The following is a 20,636-nucleotide window of genomic DNA, read 5'->3' as shown; positions in this document are numbered from 1 at the left end:
ACTATGCCGATCAGGAACTGGAAGCCCGCGCTAAACCGGTTTACTATCGAATTTGGTGAGCGGGTAACGGCTCATCTTTGACGCGTCACGGGACGTTTACACAGTTATCAGGACACTCTCGCGGCGATGCTCCGGCCTCACATTGAGGGAAGGGCTTTTCAGTGTAATGTGCGCTGCTCGGGCTCCAGTGCGTACTCTTCCTGGGACTGTTCTGACAACTCACCCACGGCTTCCAATCCCGCTTCGATCATGGCTTTCACCACATCAAAACGCCCATCACTGAGAAAGTCTTCCGCCTCTTTGGAAAACTTGATGCAGACCAGAGGCTCACTACCCTCCTCGCCTGCACGACGTAAACCTACACCGCCATCGGCCAGCTCAACAATTTCGTACAGGGATGAAGACATAACAACTCCAAAATCGAGGTAAATCTGCTAAAGGTACTGAGCAGAAAGAGGAGCGCTCGAATCTGACTAGGCCAATGCAACTGAGTAAATTGGCCTATATTCTAACACTTTTGTGCGTCAATATTCCACAAACGACTCTCTCTGGCGCTCAGACAAGGCCTCAAACGCCTTACACCAGCGATGCAGAACTTCTCCGGTCACCTCACCAAAAGGCTGGGCTACGGAGTCTACAGCAATGATCTGAGGCGAAGACACCTCATCTCGACCCACTTTGTCCCGATGGGGCACCAGAGGGGGGTTCAAAATCCCGCGTTCCGCGGCTAACAATTCAGTGATCCAGTCCTGAGTGGCGATTTCTGCCACTCCCAGGCCTTTTGGGGCAGCATTGACCAGATCCGCCGGGGTAAAAATAGCCTCCGCCTGAACCACATTTAAGGCGTATGCGATTTCACGGAGATACAGTCGGCAAGCCGTCGCCAAATGCACAACCGCCCCCTGCATCAATGCCTCCTGCCCTTGCCGGTCAAATTGATCCCACTGGGTTAGCTGTTGCATCAACAACCGGCAGTGAGACAGCTTTTGCAGAACACGAGCCTGATAGGGATTACTCATAATGCACTCTCAGCGAGCATATTCATCCACTCCAGCAGATGCACATGCGCTTACAGTCTTGGTGATGGTTACGTTGAAGGTTACTTTTTGGTTCAGCCCAATCAACGGGCTTGATGAAAAATGGCGCCGATGGCGCCATTTTTACCTTAATTGACGAGCGTTTTTCGTCAGCTACTCGGTTTTTGAGGCCGCTTTCTTTTTGGCTGCCGGCTTTTTAGCAACAGCTTTTTTAGCCGGCGCCTTGCTCCCCTTCTCGGTCACCACCCAGCCGCCATTTTCGTAAAAAGCCTTCCAGCCGGTGGCTTTACCGTCAATTTCGGACTGCACGTATTGCTCTTTGGTCTTGCGACTGAAGCGAACCAGCGTTGGGTTTCCTTCATCATCTTCAGTTGGCGCTGAAAACAAAAAACTGTACTTGGGATCGATCTCTGATTTGTGTGGCAACAACTCGGAAACCAGGGGAGCCCGGGTTTCCCGATTTTTAGGAAACTGGCTGGCCGCCAGAAACAGTCCCGATGCCCCATCGCGCAAAATGTAGTGATCTTCCACTTTGAGACAAGCCAACTCAGGCATCGGCACAGGGTCCATTTTTGGTGGTGCCGCCTCGCCGCTTTTCAGCAACTTGCGAGTGTTTTTGCACTCTTCGCCGGTACAGCCAAAGTACTTGCCGAACCGTCCGGTTTTAAGCTGCATATCCTTGCCGCACTTATCACACTCGATTACAGGCCCGTCATACCCTTTCAGCTTAAAGCTACCTTGCTCCACTTCAAAACCGGCACAGTCCGGGTTATTACCACAGATGTGTAATTTACGGCTTTCATCCAGAAGGTAGCTGTCCATGGCAGTGTTGCAGAGTTTGCAGCGCCGTTTGTTGCGCAGTTGCTTGGACTCGGCCTCATCGTCATCGTCCGCGTTAACCGCTTCATCACCGGACACCAGATTCATGGTCGATTTACAGCGTTCCTTGGGAGGTAAGGCGTAGCCCGAGCAGCCTAAAAATACGCCCGTTGTACCGGTCCGAATTTGCATCGGACGACCACAGGTAGCGCACGGAATGTCCGTTTCTGTGGGCTCATTCTGACGCATACCGCCTTCATCGTTTTGAGCATTCAACAGTGTTTTGGAAAAGTTACTGTAAAAGTTGTCCAACAACTGGTGCCATTCGACCTTGCCATCAGCCACATCATCCAACGACTCTTCCATGTTGGCGGTAAAGCTGTAGTTCATCAGGTCGGTAAAGCTTTCGGTTAACCGCTCAGTCACGATATCGCCCATTTTGTCAGCGTAAAAACGACGCTTGTCTACGTGGGCATAACCGCGGTCCTGAATGGTTGAAATGATCGATGCATAGGTAGAGGGTCGACCGATACCTCGCTTCTCCAGCTCTTTTACCAGGCTCGCTTCTGTATACCGTGCCGGCGGCTTGGTAAAGTGCTGAATAGGATCCAGCTCTTTGAGGATCAGAGCGTCCCCTTTGGAAAGCTCCGGAAGAATAATGTCTTCGTCTTTTTTACCACCGGGTGGCTGAACTTTCGTGTACCCGTCAAAACGAATGACTCGGCCGCGAGTTTTCAATTCGTAATCGCCGGACATCACCGTTAATGTCGTGCTGGTGAATTCCGCCGGTGTCATTTGGCAGGCGACAAATTGCTGCCAAATCAAGGTGTAGAGTCGTTCCGCATCACGCTCCATGCCAGTGAGTTGAGTCGGTTTGGTGGTGACCGACGAAGGGCGAATGGCTTCGTGAGCCTCTTGCGCGCCCTCTTTACTGGAATAATTATTGGCTGCTTCAGGCAGGTACGGCTTACCGTATTGCTCAAGAATAAAATCACGGCAGGACTCCACTGCCTCTTTACTCAGATTTGTGGAATCCGTACGCATATACGTGATGTAACCGGCTTCGTACAAGCGTTGAGCCAACATCATGGTCTTTTTCACGCTGAAGCCCAGGCGCGTACTGGCCGCCTGCTGCAACGTCGAAGTAATGTAGGGCGCACCCGGCTTGGAACTGGTGGGCTTATCCTCGCGAGCCGACACGGTGTACGTGGCATTGCGCAGCGCATTAACCGCCGTCATCGCCTGCTCTTCATTCAGCGGCTTGAAGGCTTCACCGTTAAACCGCTTCACCTCAAAACGAACCTGGTCGTTGGCGCCTGACAGCAAGTCAGCGAATACATCCCAGTATTCTTCGGGGATAAAAGCGCGAATTTCACGCTCGCGCTCAACCACCAGGCGCACCGCTACCGATTGCACCCGACCGGCAGACAAGCCGCGGGCAACTTTTTCCCACAGCAAGGGAGAAACCATGTACCCCACCACCCGGTCAAGAAAACGCCGGGCCTGCTGGGCATTCACTCGATTCTGATCGATGGGGCCCGGGTGTTTGAACGCTTCCTGGATAGCACTTTTGGTAATCTCGTTGAAAACCACTCGGCGATAGCGCGATTCATCACCGCCAATGGCTTGCTGGAGATGCCAGGCAATGGCCTCCCCCTCTCTATCCAAATCCGTTGCGAGATAAATGGTATCGGCTTTTTCAGCCAGCTTGCGCAACTCATCCACCACTTTTTCTTTACCCGGGAGGATTTCATAGTGCGCCTCCCAACCATTCTCGGGGTCAATCCCCATGCGGTTGATCAGCTGCTCTTTGGCTTTCTTGCGTTTGTGTATCACCTTGTCTTCGGGTGATAACTTGCGTGTGATTGCTGCCTGGCGAGCCCGCTCTTTCGGATCGATAGGTTTCTTTGCCCCTCCACTGGTAGGCAAATCACGAATGTGGCCCACACTGGATTTCACAATGAAATCATTGCCGAGGTACTTGTTGATAGTCTTCGCTTTTGCGGGGGATTCAACAATGACTAAGGATTTACCCATATCTTCCTTCTATTTATACGACAGCTTCAAACAGCTTAATTTCCAAATGGCCGTCGCAACGACCGCCTCGGCATGTAAGGTTGCGCATGTATAATTGCTAGACCGTCAAGGGTCAAGCCATCTTGTGGATTTAAGTGCAAAAAGCCTGAATTTGCACAAAACAACCACTAAATCACTTTTTCTTTTTTTACAGATAACACACATTCAGCGGGATTGGAAACCCCCACTCGGTGATAGTTCCCCGTTAAAAGGAAAGACCCAGTGCCGATTCAGTGCCCGCACCACAGTTCCATCAGTGCGGGCTATGCCCTGAGATTTCAAGACATTATTCACTCAAATCAACGAAGATTCGTCGAAACCCATCTTCAATCAGCGCTTGTATCACAACACTGATCCCATTAGGCCAGGCCACTTTTTAATTTTGTTTTAGTGCCAATGACGCCTTTTCAAGCCATTCCTGAATTTCACTGACAACCTCTTCCCCCCCCAGTTCATTCCAGTAGCAACACAGCCCTTGCGGGCCATTAGCCACACCCACGACACGTTCAGGCAGCTGATCGAGCAGCGGCCAGAAAGTGCCAAAGCGCAACTCAAGCGAAGCACCGTCAGGCTTTTTACTCCAATCCCAGTTTCCATGCGCGTGTAAACCATGGTCGTATTTCTTTTTAATCAGCACCCAGGCCGGGTTTGCACTTTTTTTATCGGTCCAGGGCCGACAGTAAATCGGCACGGTTTTAGTCCGGGCCGGCAGATCAACTCCAGCGGGAGCGGGCTGAAGGTGGACCCGCAAACCTTTCTGCATCGCCAAATTGCGCAAAGCCGCCTCTCTTCGCTGTGAAGCCGTAGGCTGCATCAGCAACACAGGCCCCAGCAGTAAAGCAACCGCAGCCAAACAAATCAATATCGGTAACCACATGAGTTAATTTCTCTTGGTTGTAAAAGGTTTGTTCACTCACCGGCCGCCAGAGCCCATGCGAGAAATAATTAAGACACTCAGCCAGCATCAACCACTCATCCCTCTGCCTCTAGGAAATTATGAACAGAAGGTCTACTATGATATTTAGTTACTGATTTGAACCTCGCCTGTTTGCGCAATACAGTTGACTGAGATCAATTATAAGTCGGTAATCATCGTTACGATGGTCGATGTAACTATAACCAATGAGCCTAGGAAAAGGAGCTCTCTATGTCTTGTTATAAGCATATTCTTACAGGTCTGGACCTTAGCGAAGAATCGCCTCAGGTGATCGAAAAAGCGGCGGCGCTAGCCAAAGCGAATAACGCCAAGCTTTCTTTAGTGCATATTGTTGAACCCCTGACCTTCGCCTACGGCGGTGACATCCCCGTTGACTTAAGTGAAATACAGGACCAACTGCAATCCCAGGCCACCGAACAACTTAAAATCCTGGCCGCGCCTTACAACATTGCCACCGAGGACCGTCATATCATCGTGGGGCAACCCGTAGCTGAAATTCACGATCTGGCCAAAGAGTTGGCCGCAGACCTCATCGTTGTCGGCAGCCATGGCCGCAAAGGACTTGCTTTGTTACTGGGTTCAACCGCTAACGGCGTTCTCCACGGTGCGCTGACGGATGTGCTAGCGGTACGAGTCAAAGATTGACCGCCATAATATCCGTGAGACTTCCCCGACTGTGGCAGCCGCCACAGACTGGCTGCCGGGGCAGCAACCTATTTTCCTCCGCACCTGCCCCTTACCCGCAGGTGCGGAGCAAAAACGCCCAGCAAACACAGGGTCACATTGCCTCCAGCTCATCCCAGCGCGCGTACTTAATCTCAAGTTCTGCCTGAATTTCACCCAGTCGGGCGACCACTTTTTCTACCTGCTCACGGTCCTGTTCAAAGAAATCAGGTGCCGACATCTGGGCCTCAAGATCACCAGCGGCTTCTTCAAGGCTTTCGATTTCAGCGGGCAAAGTATTCAATTCACGCTGAAGCTTATAGCTGAGCTTTGTCTTTTTTTCGACCGAACCTTGCGGTGTTGTTGAAGCAGGCTCTTGCAGTGCGTCAGCAGAGACGGTGTTTGCTGACGCCCCCTCAGCCTGAGCACCGCCATCCGCATCGGGCTCCCGCCCTGTTTGGGCTGATGCCGCTCCCCACTTGCCACCCTGGCGCAACCAGTCATCGTAGCCGCCGACATACTCCCGAACAGCGCCATTGCCTTCAAAGGCAATCGTACTGGTGACAACATTATCCAGAAAGGCCCGGTCGTGACTGACCAGCAAAATTGTGCCATCGTATTTGCCCAGTATTTCCTCCAACAGCTCCAGCGTCTCCACGTCCAGGTCATTGGTTGGCTCATCCAGCACCAGCAGATTGCTGGGCTTGCTGAACAGCTTGGCCAGCATCACTCGATTTCGCTCGCCACCCGAAAGGGCTTTCACCGGGGTTCTCGCTCGATCGCCGGTAAACAAAAAGTCACTGAGATAACTGATGATATGGCGACTGCGGTCGCCAATGGTAATGCTGTCACGGCCCTCCGAGACGTTATCAACGGCACTTTTCTCCAGGTCCAATTGATCACGCAACTGATCAAAATAGGCGACTTCCAGATTGGTCCCGCATTTCACCGTGCCATCGGTCGGTGTCAACTGCCCCAGGATAATTTTCAGCAAGGTACTTTTGCCTGCGCCGTTTGGACCGATAAACCCTATCCGATCCCCCCGTATGATGGTCGTGGTGAAACGGTCCACCACCTTGCCGCCACTGGCAAATTGCTGACTAACATTCTCCAGCTGCGCCACAAGCTTGCCTGAGAGCCCGCCCGCGTTAACCTCAATACGAGCTGTACCTTGTTTCTCACGCCGCTCAGACCGCTCATCACGCATGGCCTTCAAGGCCCGCACCCGACCTTCATTGCGGGTACGCCGGGCCTTGATACCCTGACGAATCCAAACCTCTTCTTCCGCCAACCGCTTGTCAAACAGCGCATTATGGCGCTCTTCTTCCAATAACTGCTGCTCCCTGAACTCCAGAAAGCTGGCATAGTCGCCATGCCAGTTGCGGATATGGCCACGGTCGAGCTCCACGATGTCCGTCGCCAGACTTTGCAACAAGGAACGGTCATGGGTAATAAAAACCACCGCGCCCCGAAAATCCAGAACCTGCTTTTCCAGCCATTCGATGGCCAGTACATCCAGGTGGTTTGTCGGCTCATCCAGTAACAGGAGGTCGGGGTCAATGACCAGGGCTTTGGCCAGCGCAACGCGACGACGCCACCCCCCCGAGAGCTCAGCCATGGTCTTGTCCATGGGCAAATCCAGACGGCTGATCACGGTTTCTACACGCTGCTGAAGACTCCAGGCATCCTGGTTATCAATGGCTTGCTGGACTCTGGACAGCTCAACCAAAGCTTTCTCGTCTCCCTGCTCAACACGGAGCAGGATGTGGTGGTACTCGGCCAATAGCTCACCGGCCTCATTTAACCCACTGGAGACAACGTCGTAGACACTGAGCTCGTCGGCTTCAGGCAGGTCCTGCTCCAGACGGGCTATCTTCAAGGTCGGTTGACGCCAGACAGAGCCGTCGTCCAACGCCACATCCCCGGTCAATACCTTCAATAAGCTGGACTTACCCGCACCATTGCGCCCGATCAGACAGACCCGCTGCCCTTTTTCAATGGACAGATCAATGCCATCCAAAAGAACTTGGGTACCGTAGTGCAAACTGGCGTTTTTTAATTCAATCAAGGACATAATGTGTAAAACCTGGGACTTTGGATCGGCTGGGCTCGATCGGGGATCAATTAAGGCCGCCATAGTACCTGTAATCGGCGTCGTCTCCCAATAGAATCTGGCCCTGCCGAATACACCCGATACGACCCGTTCGAGGGATTGCCCCCGAGTAACGGCCTTTTAACGAGACCCGCTGGGCACTTCCCAAAAGGTCTTGCTGCTTCCAGTTGGGCATTGCCGGCTTGCGTCATGGCGGGCGTCGACAATGCCAGGGAGTCGCAACCCGGCCCTCAAGCACGCCCACCAGGCTGATCAAAAAACCAACAAGCAATACCGGAGAGAATTTTATAATTCCAGCTGTTCCCTGCAGGCCATTCCGGCATTTTTACCCTACACTGTAAACCAAGGACGCTTTCAGTCATCAAAAAAAAGACACAAACGACGCACAGTCGACTAAACCCCAACTTAACGCATAAAATTTTACGGTTGTGTTGCATAGGCACTTTCAGTCAAACGTGAGATCCGTTAACGTGACTCAACTTCAACAACACTCCAAAATCGGTCTCGACGCGATTTCACCAGAAATACGTCATCTCATTATAAGTAGCTGCATGAGAAAAAGTTCACCTTCCCCTAGACGTCAACCTACGAACATCAATGTATTTTCACTCACCACCCTGCTTTTCTTTCTCTGCTCTACACATCCGGCCACTGTAGTTGCAGAGTCCGATGAGCACAAAGCGTCACCCTCGACAGCAGTTCCACATCTAACGCAAGAGCCTCAACGGGTTAACCTAGAGCCTCAACTGGTTGATTTAGAGCTTCAGCCGATTAATAGAGAGCCTCAGCCAGCTAATGGAGAGCCTCAGCCAGTTAATGGAGAGCTTCGGCCAATCAATAGCGAGCCTCAGCCAGCGATCAATGAACCGCAGGGGCTGACGTCTGAAGCTGATCAGCCAGCCCTAACGTCATCGCTGGCGGCAACCGAAACGCAACGCCTGCAAGCAGACGCGCCCGTCACTCACATCGCTCAAGCCGCCTACAGAGCATTACCCCCTTCTGCCAAGGGGACCACATCGGCTGATAGCCATCCAGGCCAGGAACAGATTCCTGCCGATGATGAAAAACTGAAAGAGCAGCGTAAGAACTACCTGCTGGCCCGCAAAGCACTGCGCCGAGGCGATTTAAAGGAATTTCGCACGCTGCGGTCAGGCCTGGATGATTACCCGTTGGCGGTATATCTGGATTACTACAACCTCAGGCGCTATGCCCCTAACTACCCGGTCAAAAAACTGGATGAATTTTTGAACGGTGACAATGGCCACCTGGTCGGTCGAATACGCCAGAGCTGGCTATCCTCATTGGCTTCCAGGTCACGCTGGAAAGACTTTGTAAAATATTACCGGCCTGACGTGGCCACCACCGCATTAACCTGCCGCTATATACAGGCCCGTTTTCTCACCGGAGACAAAGACGCATTGAGTGAAACGGCAGAGCTGTGGAACGTGGCAAACTCACAGCCGGACGAGTGTGATTACATTTTTGCAACATGGACGAAAAATGGCGGCCTCACCCAGCAGATCGCCTGGGATCGATTTAACAAAGCATTGGCCGCCGGCAACCGATCATTGGCCAGTTACCTATCCAGCAAGCTTCAGGCGCCTTATACCTCACTGGCACAACTGGCGCTTGAGGTGGACCGAAACCCCAATAAAATTCGTCAACACAAAAAGTTCCAGCAACAGTCAGAGGCCATGCAGAGTGTCATTCTGCATGGCGTTAAGCGCTATTCACGCCTGAACCCGATCCGCGCAATGCAGGAATGGCAATACTACGATGAGCAGTTCACCTTCAGTGAAGACCAGCGCATAGAAGCACAACAATATTTGGCCACCCGGCTGGCCCTGAAAGAATTTCACTCCGAAGCCGATGAACTCTTATCCAGCATATCCCGTCTGGACGACGCCTATACTGCCGGCATATTGATCCGCGAGACCTTGAAAGAACAGGACTGGGATAAAACTTACCGCTACATCGAACTCTTGCCGAATGAAGAGAAGCAATCAGAGCGCTGGCTCTATTGGCTGGCCCGAGCGATGGAAGAATTGAACATCAGCTCTCCCGAACAAACCACCCCCACCCAGATCTATCAGCAATTGGCTACCCAACGCAGTTTTTACGCTTTTTTGGCGGCTGATCGCCTGGGGCACCAGTACCAGCTGGGGGATATCCCGGCCAACCCGCCGGACGAAGTTCTGCAAGCGGTTGCCAGCAACCCGTCGACACGGCGCGCCAAAGAATTACTGGCCGTCAACGATAATCTCAGCGCAACACGAGAATGGTATTACCTGAACCAGAGTTTTACGCACGCGGATGAGCACATCGCCATGGCCAAAATTGCCCATCAATGGGGCTGGCACCAGAAAGCCATCATTTCCATGGCGTCCGCTCGATATTGGGACGACCTGCAACTTCGTTTTCCCCTGGCCTACAACCAGCAGGTCTTTAACGCTGCCCAAAAGAATCAAATATCGCCACTGCTGGTATTTGCCATCGCTCGCCAGGAAAGCGCCTTTTCAGCGAAAGCCCGCTCACCGGCCGGCGCCATGGGCTTAATGCAATTAATGCCAGCCACGGCCAGGCAAACGGCCCATAAAAATGGCTTGAAGTATCAGCCCAGTGATTTATTTAAGCCCGAAAAGAACATCAATCTGGGCAGTGCCTATATCACGGAACTGCTCAAGCACTTTAATGGCAATCGGATTTTAGCCGCGGCGGCGTATAACGCCGGCCCGCATCGGGTCAAAAAATGGCAGGAAAGGTCTGCCAATCAACTGCCTTATGATGTGTGGATTGAAGTCATTCCTTTCAATGAAACCCGCAAATATGTCCAGAACGTTCTGGCCTATTCGGTTATTTATGGGTACAGAACCGGTACAACACCGGCTATGCTCAGCAATCATGAAAGCCATGAAACCCTGTAGGGCGAGATCTCAGCAACGGGGAATAACAATTTAGAAGGCTCAGAGCGGCCACAGGGAGCGGTCGAGGGCCCTTAAGCATGCACCGCCTGAAGACCAGCACATGCAGGCTTCTGTTGCTGTAGGTTGTCAATGAGGCAATAGGGTGTAAACGAAGTAACAGGTTGTCGATGAAGCAATAAGCCAGCTTGGCTGTGGTGGGCAAACCCACCCTGAACGGATAAAACTAATCGTTGCCAGCTGACAGGTAAAGCGCAAGCTCTTCCTGACTAAAAGGCCACCCCAAATCCTGTTCGAGGCCTTCACGCCGGACGACCGGAATGCGAACCCCGTAGCAAGCCATCAAATCATCATCATCAGCAATTTCGACTTCCTGCAGTCGGTATCCATAATGTTCCAATACCGGCCAGGAAAGTGCTTTTGCCTGCTCGCAAAGATGACACCCCAGGGTGGTGTACAAATAAAGTGTTTTCATGTCTGCAGCAAGCCGTCACGTTAACCGTTGTATCAGCAGCCTGGAAATCAGATTAAGCCGCTTTGCCAAACCAGGAAGCCGCCCCCGGCAATTAAGATAAGAAGCGCGGCACCAATAAGGCTACCACGTCCAGCTGCCTGAGGTGTTGGCTCTATCGACTCTACGCCAGCACTGGAAACCGGACGCGGACGACGAGCACAATTGCCCGCTTCAGCCTGTTGAGGCTTGGCGCCGGCTCGGCCTGAGAGCATGCTGTCATGACCGGAAACAGCGCTGGACAGCGTTTTTGAGGATGCCGCCGGTGGGTTTTTGTGCGATACAACCCTCAGCGTTGTCTTGTCCAAGTCATCGGTTGGACCAATGACGCCAAAACTGAGAGTATCAAAACGCAAATCATCACCGCGCTTGATCCTCGCATGATCCACCTGCTTGCCATTGACAAAGGTGCCATTGGAAGACCCCAGATCTTTGACGTAAAGCAAACCGTCTTTGACAATCAATTCTGCATGTCGGCGCGACAAGTGTGCTGCGCCCAGGGTGATGTCACATTCACTTGAGCGCCCCACCAGATTGACCTCAAGCAGGGGAAAAACTCGACTGGAAAGCGACGGATGGTTGGCTTTTAAGGCCCACCCGGTACTTTCCGCTTGTCGCGGGATCGTCGGAGCAGCCCTCGCCTCCTGCTTAGGATCGATGACCTCCAGTTCTGAATCCGCCAGGCGTATAATATCCCTGGCTTTAAGCGGCACCAGTTTGCGCACAGGTACAACTCTTCCGTTCAGCAAGGTATTGCCGCTTTCGGCCAATAACACCAAGTGCAGTTGTTCATGATTCACGCGAATTTCTGCGTGTTTCGGATCAATCTCAGGGTGATCAACCACCAGATCGCAGGCCGTATTTCGGCCAATAACGACTTTAGGCTCAACAAGCCACACCGCATTTTGCTTGTTATTTGTGAAGCGGAGTTTGAGCATAAACGGCTTATTCCCTAATCATCTGTCCTGAAAAATTGCTTTGATAATGCATAAAAGCCTCTATCCGATCAATAGCTTAGGTGAAATATTTCACTTTATTCTATAGGATTTAGCATTAGTATTAGCTTTTGCATGATGCAATTGACAATTGAGGCAGGTTTTAAGAAGGTAAAGATGATCTCGGCCTGGGTATACCAGAGAAGAGTTAGCCGCTTAAGCCAGTATCCTTCTGCAGAAGGCGGATGACAAAGAGCACAGTTAAGCAACAGGGTTCCCTACAGCGGATGTGACTGAAAACGTCCTCATGTACAATGTTTTGACAGCTATAGTGTTACAAAACAGCTATCGATCGAGTTGACTGAGCAACAGGGTTTCCAAAATCGGGTTACTGCGCCACCAACAATGAAGAAAATCAGAAAGATCCTACGGACTGAGATTTTATGCCGCCATTACAATCCCACTCGGTAACAGATAAGGGACTATACCGGGATAACAATGAGGACTGCTACCTCAGTAATCCCGAAAAAGGCCTGTGGGCAGTGGCCGACGGCATGGGTGGCCATGAAGCCGGTGAAGTGGCCAGTGCGATTGTAAAGCGAACACTGGCGGAATCCTCTATTCGCGGACGGTCGTTGGAAGATGCCATCCACAGTTCACACAAAGCGGTCATCAAAGCCTCCACCACCGGTGAAGGGGCCTCCGGAATGGGGTCAACCGTGGTTGCCCTGAACACTGATGACAGCGATTACCAGGTGTCCTGGGTGGGGGACAGCCGCGCTTACCTGTGGACAGAAGAGCGTGATGGCGGACGCCTAGAGCAGCTCACGGTCGATCACTCCTACGTACAAATGCTGCTCGCTTCCGGAGCCATCTCCTCCGAAGAGGTCGATCACCACCCGGACAAAAACATCATTACCCAATGTATTGGCTCACTGGAAACACCCCACATCAAAGTCGATACCGTGCGCGGACAATGGCAAAAACAGCAGTGGATCATTCTCTGCAGTGACGGCCTGACCGATGAAGTAGACAACAGCACGATGGCTCAAATCCTCTGCCAGGCTCGCACCCCTAAAGAGGCCTCGCAAGCTCTCCTTAATCAGGCGCTGGACAACGGTGGTCACGACAACATCACCATTCAGGTGATTGAGTCCCCGCTGTTTGCCCGCAGCCCCCTGTATAAGTTGCGCGATTGGTTACCGCGGGTCACAGGCCACGACTGGTTAGATTTCAGCCTCTATGGTTTGGCGTTGTTTAGCGCCTTACTCATTGGCTACTGGACAATACGGTAGGTCAGGATAATACGTTAATGCAAATCCCCGGCTACCGAATAATTCGGAAAATCAATCAAGGCGGCATGTCCACAGTCTACCTGGCCATTCAACTCAGTGTGGGCCGTGAAGTCGCCTTGAAAGTCATGTCTCCGGCACTCAACGCAGACCCGGTGTTCAGTGAGCGATTTCAGCGCGAAGCCAATATTGTTGGCCAGCTGTCACACCCGAACATCGTTTCTATTTACGACATCGGTCGCTTTAAAAACCTCAACTACATTGCCATGGACTACCTGGCCGGTGGCTCTGCGCACGACAAAATGTCTCAGGGCCTGAGTGCCAATGAAGCCTTGAGAATCACCGAGGAAATTGCCAACGCCCTGGACCACGCCCACGAAAAAGGCTATATCCACAGGGACATCAAACCCGAAAACATTCTGTTCCGGGAGGATGACACTGCGGTCCTGTCCGATTTTGGTGTGGCCAAAACAGTAAGCACCGCTTCGCGCATGACCAATGCCGGCACCGTGGTGGGCACCCCGCACTATATGAGCCCCGAGCAAGCCCGTGGCAAACCGATTGATGGACGGTCTGACCTGTACAGCCTGGGTGTGGTTTTTTACGAAATGCTGACCGGCAGCGTTCCCTATCAAGCGGAAGAAGCCATCGCCATTGCCATCAAGCATTTAACGGCGCCGATACCAAAGCTTCCAGGTCAGTACAGTCTGTTCCAACCGCTGCTGAACAAGCTGCTCGCCAAGGAGCCGGACGATCGCTTCCAGCGCGGGCGAGAAGTGGTCGAATCGATCCAGACTTTGCAGGGGACCCGCAATAACACCAACCCTCGTTATCTGACCGAAACGGATCCAAACACCATTCAGATCCTGTCTCTGTTGAAAGCGTTGATCTTAACCAGTTTCGCCGCCATCAGCAGTCAGGTGCAAGCGTTTGGGCACTGGGTATTCAGTTGGCGCTGGACCCCCAGGCGCGGTATTTACCGGCACCCGAAAGTGACGGTAACCGAGATACGAACCAGCGCCGATACTGCTGAAGACAATCGTGCCACGATCGTCTCGACCAGAATACAAAAAGCCGCTCATTATCAAACCTTGCCAAGCCGTCGGCTGGGCACCGCCATGCGCGGCTTGTCGCTCGCCGTCATTCTGAGTCTGATCTGGGTTGCCCTGAGCATGGCCATCAGTCGCTTTGACGTCCCCTTCAAAGCGTCGATACCAGAAGCGGTTGTCAAAGCGTCTGATGTTACCAATGACCTGGTGAACTCCGTGCTCCAGAGCTCGCAGCCCCCCGAACCAGAAACCAGCGTCGCCGACACACCCGCGCTGGCCGATGACGCTGCCGAAGCCATTGAGGTCACGGCTGGAGATGAGACGGTTCTGGAGGAAGTCATTGTCCCGACCACGCCCTCCATGACCCCACCGGTGACACCGCCACCGCCTCGCCGTGAACTGTCGGTTAATGCCTCCCCTATCGACGCCAAAGTGCGGATATTAAACATTCGGGAGCCTTACTATCCAGGCATTCCCCTGCTCCCCGGCCGCTATCACATTGAGGTCACCAGCAATGGTTACGACACTTACCGCGAATGGATTGAGCTGGATAAAGATGACACAGAGCTGACGGTGTCCCTGCGCAAGATCCCGGTACCCGGTGCCACCTTTTACAACGAGCTGGCCGGAGGCCGCAAGGGCCCCTCCATGGTGATCGTGCCGGCCGGTCGCTTCACCATGGGCGACGCCGGCAACAGCACCGCCTCCCCGACCCACCAGGTGCGGTTAAAAAACCCGTTTGCGGTCAGTCAGTATGAAATAACCTTTGCGGATTTTGAGCACTTTGCCAAGGCCACCAAGCGCCCGTTACCGGACAGCAACCGCTGGGGCAAAGGCAGTCGTCCCGTGATCAACGTCAGCTGGCAGGACGCCAAGGATTATGTGGCCTGGCTGCGTAAAACCACCGACCGCAAATACCGCTTACCCACCGAAGCCGAGTGGGAATACTTTGCTCGCGCTGGCACCAAAGGCAATTTCTGGTGGCAAGGCAGCAGCGCGAAAAAAGCCAACTGTCGGCGCGGCTGTGAAAGTGATTTCAGCAATTTCTTCCGCTCGAAAACAGCCCCGGTCGGCACCTTTCCCAGTAACCCCTTCAAGATTTTTGACACCTCGGGAAATGTCGCAGAATGGGTAGAGGACTGCTACCAGGATCACTACCTCGGCGCCCCCAAAGATGGCAGCGCTGTCGAGCAAAACAATTGCAGCATGAGAAGTGTTCGTGGAGGATCAATGCGAAGCAGTGACACCGACACCGCCAATTTCATCCGCGACAAAAGAAACCCTGACATCGGTTACAGCGACGTGGGCTTCCGGGTTGTGGTGGACCTGTATTAGCCTTCAGGCAATGCGCTAAAGCTCCAAGCGTGGGGGGCCTGCCAGGTCTGCGTCAGGCTTGCGAGGCTTTTAAGCGGCTGATTTGATCCCGCAATCTTGCCGCTTCTTCAAACTCGAGGTTTTTGGCGGCCTGGAACATTGCTTCTTCCAGAGTCGCCACATGCTTCCAAACATCCCCGGTGGCCAGTTCCGCTTCATATTTGCCCTGCTTTTCAGCCGCCTTGCGGCTGTTGCGTTGCGCTCTGGCGCCAGGCACATAAGTACCTTCCATGATATCGGTAACGTTTTTGCGTATGCCCTGAGGGGTTATACCGTGCTTCTCATTGTGAGCCACCTGTTTGGCCCGACGTCGCTCCGTCTCATCAATGGAGCGACGCATGGAGCCGGTGATCTTATCCGCGTAGAGTATGGCTTTACCGTTGACGTTGCGGGCCGCACGGCCAATGGTCTGAATCAATGAGCGATCAGAGCGCAGAAACCCCTCTTTGTCGGCATCAAAGATCGCCACCAGCGACACTTCAGGCATGTCCAGCCCTTCCCTCAACAGGTTAATGCCGACCAGCACATCGAACTCCCCCAAACGCAAATCCCGGATGATCTCGACGCGCTCTACCGTATCAATATCCGAGTGCAGATAACGCACCCGCACACCATGTTCCTGCAGGTAATCCGTCAAGTCCTCCGCCATGCGTTTGGTTAACACGGTGATCAGTACCCGCTCATCCTTTGTCACTCGCTTGTGAATCTCCGACAGGGCATCATCCACCTGGGTACCCGCAGGGCGCACTTCGACTTCCGGGTCAACCAAACCGGTCGGTCGCACCACCTGCTCCACCGTCTGTCCGGCGTGCTCAGCTTCGTAGTTGCCGGGCGTGGCTGACACAAAAATCATCTGCGGAGCCTGCCGCTCCCACTCGTCGAAACGCATGGGGCGATTATCCAGCGCCGATGGCAGGCGAAAACCGTATTCCACCAGTGTTTCTTTGCGGGAGCGATCCCCCTTGTACATACCGCCGATCTGAGGAACCCCTACATGGGACTCATCAATCACCAGCAGAGCATCCTCGGGCAAGTAATCAAATAACGTCGGTGGCGCCTCACCGGCCGGTCGACCGGACAGGTAGCGGGAGTAGTTTTCAATGCCGGTGCAATACCCCAGCTCCTGCATCATCTCAACGTCGTACTTGACCCGCTGTTCCAGCCGCTGCGCTTCGACTAATTTGTCGTTATCACGCAGCTGCTGCAGGCGCTCTTTCAGTTCTTCCTTGATGTCGTCAATGGCATCCACGATGGTTTGCCGCGGGGTCACATAGTGGGATTTGGGGTACACCGTGAAACGCGACAGGCGTTGCGTCACTTCGCCGGTCAAGGGATCAAATAGAGACAGCTGCTCAATTTCGTCATCAAACAATTCTATCCGCAACGCCAGGTGATCCGAGTCCGCGGGAAAGATGTCAATCACATCCCCGCGCACCCGATAGGTTGCTCGGTGAAAATCCACATCATTGCGAGTGTACTGCAGTTCCGCCAGACGTCTCACGATTTCACGTTGGTCAATGTGATCACCGCGCACGAGATGCAGCACCATTTTCAAATAGGAATCCGGGTCTCCCAAGCCGTAAATGGCTGAAACCGTGGCCACTACAATGGCGTCTTTGCGCTCCATGAGGGCTTTGGTCGCCGACAAGCGCATCTGCTCAATGTGCTCATTGACCGAAGCATCCTTCTCGATGAAGGTATCGGATGAGGGCACGTACGCCTCGGGCTGGTAGTAATCGTAGTAGGAGACAAAATACTCCACCGCGTTGTTGGGAAAGAATTCTTTGAACTCACCGTACAGCTGGGCCGCCAGGGTTTTATTGGGCGCCATGATCATGGTCGGCCGCTGCACCTGTTCAATCACATTGGCAATGGTGAAGGTCTTGCCTGAGCCCGTCACTCCCAACAATGTTTGGTGCGCCAAGCCGGCCTCAATTCCTGTCACCAGCCCCTTGATGGCCGCTGGTTGATCTCCGGAAGGCTTGAATGGACTGGAAACGGTAAAGGGCTTACTCATGGCTACATCACTAATGCTGACAAATAAAAACAGGCGTTAAACAATCGCCTATGGTCTCAGGAAACCCGCGACTCGACAAGGCACTCCCTGGCGGACCGGCATAAGACGTGTTGCGACCGGGGCACGCCCCGCAAGCACCCCATCAGACAGCCCGAATCAACCAGCATTGATGAATCCTGGCGTTGCGCTTGAAATCCGGGTCCAGTGTCTGCTGGGTGATGTTTTCCACCGCATAGCGAGCCCCAATCTCGTCGTCGAGCTTGAAGCTGCGCAGGTTGTTTGAAAACACCAGGCAACCTCCGGGCAGCAGGATTTCCATACACCGATCAATCATGGCGACATGATCGCGCTGAATATCCAGGACTCCCTCCATCCGCTTGGAGTTGGAGAAACTGGGCGGATCCAGCATGATCAGGTCAAAGCCTTCGCGACAATCCTGCAGCCACTGCAAACAATCCCCCTGTACCAGTTGATGCTTCGCGGTCGACAGATTATTGGCCTCAAAATTCTTTTCTGCCCACTTCAGGTAAGTGTTGGACATATCGACACTGACAGACTCTCTGGCGCCCCCGAGACCCGCGTGAACGGTGGCCGTCGCGGTATAACAAAACAGATTCAGGAAGCGCTTCCCTCGGGCCATCTGAGCAATACGCTGGCGCACGGGTCGGTGGTCCAGAAACAGGCCCGTATCCAGGTACTCCCAAAGGTTCACCAACAGCGTTGCCGGCCCTTCTTTCACCGCAATGAGCGGATGCCGCTGCTCCGATTGTCGCTGGTATTGGTCTTTACCGCGATTGCGGCGGCGCTGCTTAAAGCTTATATGCTCGTGATCAACGCCCAAAGCAGCCGGCACCGCCGCCTGAATCTCTTCAAAGCGGGCAATGGCCTTCTCTTCATCCACGCTCTTTGGAGCAGCGTACTCCTGTACATGGACATAATCGCCGTAGATATCAATGGCGGCGGAATACTCTGGCATATCGGCATCGTAGAGCCGATAGCAACTGATCTCGTTGTTTTTCACCCATTTGGACAACTGCTTAAGGTTCTTGCGCAAGCGATTGGCCAGCATTTCGGCCCCCGGCGACAAGGGCTTGGGCTTATTCAGTTCTGCCGGTGGGGCATTGACGTACTGGGAAGGCTCAACATTGATGAGCAGCAGCTCACTCGGTAAGGAGCCATTGAATAACTTGTAGCGTTTGTTGGCACGCAACCCCAGGCTCTTGCCCAGGTCGGGATTACCGGTAAAGACCCCCAGCTTCCAACCCTCGAAATGCTCCCGGCACTTGTCCCCCAATTGGCGGTACAAGCCCTTCAGGGCCTCCTGCTCCCCCAGCCGCTCACCATAGGGAGGGTTGGTCAGGATCAGACCACAGTCAAGCGCCTTATGGGTGGGCCTGACCCACTCACTCAACGGCTTGCAGACCACGCGAACGAAGTCGTCCAGGCCCGCCAGACTGATGTTGGATTCCGCCGCAAACAACACCTTACGATCGGCGTCGTAGCCACGGATTTCAGGGATATCGCGCGTTAACCCTTCTCGGTAGCGGCTCTGAGCCTCGTGCCGAAGCTCGGCCCAGGCCTCTGCATCGTGATTCAACCAGCGCTCAAAACCAAAACCGGCGCGGTCCAGGCCCGGTGCGATATCCAGTGCCATCATGGCCGCCTCAATCAAAATGGTCCCCGAACCACACATGGGGTCGATCAAGGCGCCCCCCTGCCCGGCTATTTCCAGCCAGCCGGCGCGCATCAGCAAAGCCGCGGCGAGGTTTTCTTTTAAGGGCGCGGCGCCCTGCTTGGTGCGGTACCCACGCCGGTGCAAACTGTCGCCACAGAGGTCAATGCTCAACGTGACATGCCCGCGGTTCAGACGCGCGTTAATGCGCAAGTCCGGATCCTGTTTGGTCACACTGGGACGCGCTCCGGCACTTTCGCGAAAGCCATCCACTACCGCATCCTTCACCTTCACCGCACCAAATTGGGTGTTGCGGATCACATTGCTGGAACCGGTAAAGTCAACCAGCAGCGTTCCGGTCGGCAGCATGTGCTGCTGCCAATCAATGCTGCGGGCGGCATCGTACAGATCCTCTGCGCTATTCACTTCAAATCGCCCCAACGGTAGGAAGATTTTGTTCGCAATGCGGGACCAGAGGCAGGCACGATACGCCCCCTTCAAACTGGCTGAGAAGTAGACTCCTGCGACAGTTTCTCTCAAATCATCGAAACCCAGAGACTGCAGCTCGGTCATCAGCAGGCCTTCCAGTCCTTTCGGACAGGTGGCAAAAAATTGTTGTATGGTCATCATGCCCTTCAGAAAAACAATGTATTTCAAGTAGTTGAAATACGAATTACAGAACAATACTGGAAACTAGAACACATCGGCCTAACCAGCGACGGGTATATAAGAAATAAATCATTCACAAGCCCGACATAAATTTGGTGTACTGCAAGTTCGTGACCAGGGTTCTTGTCGCCCGGCGCGGTGCAGTACTTTTTCTCAGACATACCAACAGTTCTGCGACTTGTTCACTGACGATTCGCTCACAAAAGAGCGTCCGATTCAGATAGCGTAGACAACAAATCAACACTGAGAGGTACCCTTTCATATGAAAACCCAAAAACGCAGTCAAACTTCACGCGCCTACAGCAAAGGTTATCAAGCTGGTATCGATGGGCGTTCTCGCAGTCTCTGCCCTCATGAAAATGAAACCGTAAGACAAAACTGGTTAACAGGCTGGCGAGAAGGACGCACGGATCATTGGGACGGGTTTAACAAAGCCGCTCTGGCTCAAAAATTAAGCAACCTTTAGACAAAACCCCATTCTTTCACCCTTCCCCGAAGAAGCTCAACCGAGAGCTTCTCGGGGCGCAGGGTCAAATCACTGCCCATATTTT

At 53.3% G+C, this 20,636-nt stretch carries 14 protein-coding genes; 5 read left to right on the top strand and 9 right to left on the bottom strand.

Features of this window, described 5'->3' with window-relative positions; translation table 11 throughout:
* Positions 1 to 158: 158 nt before the first annotated feature.
* From G8770_RS13095 to G8770_RS13080, 4 genes are all read right to left on the bottom strand, one after another.
* Positions 159 to 407, bottom strand: coding sequence for a hypothetical protein (locus G8770_RS13095; RefSeq protein WP_167187330.1), 249 nt, complete (start codon positions 405 to 407; stop codon positions 159 to 161).
* Between the two features lie 117 nt (positions 408 to 524).
* Complete coding sequence (locus G8770_RS13090) at positions 525 to 1,019, bottom strand: DUF6586 family protein (protein WP_167187327.1); 495 nt, start codon at positions 1,017 to 1,019, stop codon at positions 525 to 527.
* Between the two features lie 171 nt (positions 1,020 to 1,190).
* Positions 1,191 to 3,893, bottom strand: a complete 2,703-nt coding sequence (topA, locus tag G8770_RS13085; RefSeq protein WP_167187324.1) for a type I DNA topoisomerase — start codon at positions 3,891 to 3,893, stop codon at positions 1,191 to 1,193.
* Positions 3,894 to 4,308: 415 nt separating this feature from the next.
* Positions 4,309 to 4,809 (bottom strand): hypothetical protein, encoded by a 501-nt coding sequence (locus tag G8770_RS13080; RefSeq protein WP_167187321.1) that lies wholly within the window; start codon positions 4,807 to 4,809, stop codon positions 4,309 to 4,311.
* Positions 4,810 to 5,079: 270 nt separating this feature from the next.
* Between G8770_RS13080 and G8770_RS13075 the strand changes: the two genes are divergently transcribed.
* Entirely contained in the window at positions 5,080 to 5,514 is a 435-nt protein-coding gene (locus G8770_RS13075) for a universal stress protein (RefSeq protein ID WP_167187318.1), read from the top strand.
* 133 nt (positions 5,515 to 5,647) lie between these two features.
* Here G8770_RS13075 and G8770_RS13070 read toward each other — a convergent pair whose 3' ends face one another.
* The gene (locus tag G8770_RS13070; protein ID WP_167187315.1) at positions 5,648 to 7,606 is read right to left on the bottom strand and encodes an ATP-binding cassette domain-containing protein; all 1,959 of its coding nucleotides are present in this window, start codon (positions 7,604 to 7,606) and stop codon (positions 5,648 to 5,650) included.
* 590 nt (positions 7,607 to 8,196) lie between these two features.
* On the opposite strand from G8770_RS13070, the gene G8770_RS13065 reads away from it, so the two are divergent.
* Complete coding sequence (locus G8770_RS13065) at positions 8,197 to 10,569, top strand: transglycosylase SLT domain-containing protein (RefSeq protein ID WP_167187312.1); 2,373 nt, start codon at positions 8,197 to 8,199, stop codon at positions 10,567 to 10,569.
* Positions 10,570 to 10,792: 223 nt separating this feature from the next.
* Here the strand turns inward: G8770_RS13065 and G8770_RS13060 are convergent, their stop codons facing one another.
* Positions 10,793 to 11,041, bottom strand: coding sequence for a glutaredoxin family protein (locus tag G8770_RS13060; RefSeq protein ID WP_167187310.1), 249 nt, complete (start codon positions 11,039 to 11,041; stop codon positions 10,793 to 10,795).
* Positions 11,042 to 11,088: 47 nt separating this feature from the next.
* The gene (locus G8770_RS13055) at positions 11,089 to 12,015 is read right to left on the bottom strand and encodes an FHA domain-containing protein (protein WP_167187306.1); all 927 of its coding nucleotides are present in this window, start codon (positions 12,013 to 12,015) and stop codon (positions 11,089 to 11,091) included.
* A 440-nt stretch (positions 12,016 to 12,455) separates the two neighbouring features.
* Here G8770_RS13055 and G8770_RS13050 point away from each other — a divergent pair, with 440 nt between their 5' ends.
* Positions 12,456 to 13,307, top strand: a complete 852-nt coding sequence (locus tag G8770_RS13050) for a PP2C family protein-serine/threonine phosphatase (protein ID WP_167187304.1) — start codon at positions 12,456 to 12,458, stop codon at positions 13,305 to 13,307.
* A 65-nt stretch (positions 13,308 to 13,372) separates the two neighbouring features.
* Positions 13,373 to 15,688, top strand: a complete 2,316-nt coding sequence (locus tag G8770_RS13045) for a bifunctional serine/threonine-protein kinase/formylglycine-generating enzyme family protein (RefSeq protein WP_208022244.1) — start codon at positions 13,373 to 13,375, stop codon at positions 15,686 to 15,688.
* Between the two features lie 52 nt (positions 15,689 to 15,740).
* Here the strand turns inward: G8770_RS13045 and uvrB are convergent, their stop codons facing one another.
* Positions 15,741 to 17,744: an excinuclease ABC subunit UvrB gene (uvrB, locus tag G8770_RS13040; protein ID WP_167187298.1), complete on the bottom strand. Its 2,004-nt coding sequence runs from the start codon at positions 17,742 to 17,744 to the stop codon at positions 15,741 to 15,743.
* Positions 17,745 to 17,886: 142 nt separating this feature from the next.
* A complete protein-coding gene (rlmKL, locus tag G8770_RS13035) occupies positions 17,887 to 20,043 on the bottom strand; it encodes a bifunctional 23S rRNA (guanine(2069)-N(7))-methyltransferase RlmK/23S rRNA (guanine(2445)-N(2))-methyltransferase RlmL (protein ID WP_167187358.1) in 2,157 nt (718 codons plus the stop codon).
* Between the two features lie 304 nt (positions 20,044 to 20,347).
* Between rlmKL and rmf the strand changes: the two genes are divergently transcribed.
* The gene (gene rmf, locus G8770_RS13030; protein WP_167187295.1) at positions 20,348 to 20,551 is read left to right on the top strand and encodes a ribosome modulation factor; all 204 of its coding nucleotides are present in this window, start codon (positions 20,348 to 20,350) and stop codon (positions 20,549 to 20,551) included.
* Positions 20,552 to 20,636: the final 85 nt, after the last annotated feature.

The organism is Pseudomaricurvus hydrocarbonicus, assembly GCF_011602365.1.
In the GTDB taxonomy this organism is placed as follows: domain Bacteria; phylum Pseudomonadota; class Gammaproteobacteria; order Pseudomonadales; family Cellvibrionaceae; genus Pseudomaricurvus; species Pseudomaricurvus hydrocarbonicus.
This window is presented reverse-complemented; position numbering and strand designations above follow the sequence as displayed.

Excerpts from the sequence above, each read along its gene's own strand:
- G8770_RS13095 (WP_167187330.1), bottom strand. The coding sequence starts at position 407 with ATGTCTTCATCCCTGTACGAAATTGTTGAGCTGGCCGATGGCGGTGTA.
- G8770_RS13090 (WP_167187327.1), bottom strand. The coding sequence starts at position 1,019 with ATGAGTAATCCCTATCAGGCTCGTGTTCTGCAAAAGCTGTCTCACTGC.
- topA (WP_167187324.1), bottom strand. The coding sequence starts at position 3,893 with ATGGGTAAATCCTTAGTCATTGTTGAATCCCCCGCAAAAGCGAAGACT.
- G8770_RS13080 (WP_167187321.1), bottom strand. The coding sequence starts at position 4,809 with ATGTGGTTACCGATATTGATTTGTTTGGCTGCGGTTGCTTTACTGCTG.
- G8770_RS13075 (WP_167187318.1), top strand. The coding sequence starts at position 5,080 with ATGTCTTGTTATAAGCATATTCTTACAGGTCTGGACCTTAGCGAAGAA.
- G8770_RS13070 (WP_167187315.1), bottom strand. The coding sequence starts at position 7,606 with ATGTCCTTGATTGAATTAAAAAACGCCAGTTTGCACTACGGTACCCAA.
- G8770_RS13065 (WP_167187312.1), top strand. The coding sequence starts at position 8,197 with ATGAGAAAAAGTTCACCTTCCCCTAGACGTCAACCTACGAACATCAAT.
- G8770_RS13060 (WP_167187310.1), bottom strand. The coding sequence starts at position 11,041 with ATGAAAACACTTTATTTGTACACCACCCTGGGGTGTCATCTTTGCGAG.
- G8770_RS13055 (WP_167187306.1), bottom strand. The coding sequence starts at position 12,015 with ATGCTCAAACTCCGCTTCACAAATAACAAGCAAAATGCGGTGTGGCTT.
- G8770_RS13050 (WP_167187304.1), top strand. The coding sequence starts at position 12,456 with ATGCCGCCATTACAATCCCACTCGGTAACAGATAAGGGACTATACCGG.
- G8770_RS13045 (WP_208022244.1), top strand. The coding sequence starts at position 13,373 with ATGTCCACAGTCTACCTGGCCATTCAACTCAGTGTGGGCCGTGAAGTC.
- uvrB (WP_167187298.1), bottom strand. The coding sequence starts at position 17,744 with ATGAGTAAGCCCTTTACCGTTTCCAGTCCATTCAAGCCTTCCGGAGAT.
- rlmKL (WP_167187358.1), bottom strand. The coding sequence starts at position 20,043 with ATGACCATACAACAATTTTTTGCCACCTGTCCGAAAGGACTGGAAGGC.
- rmf (WP_167187295.1), top strand. The coding sequence starts at position 20,348 with ATGAAAACCCAAAAACGCAGTCAAACTTCACGCGCCTACAGCAAAGGT.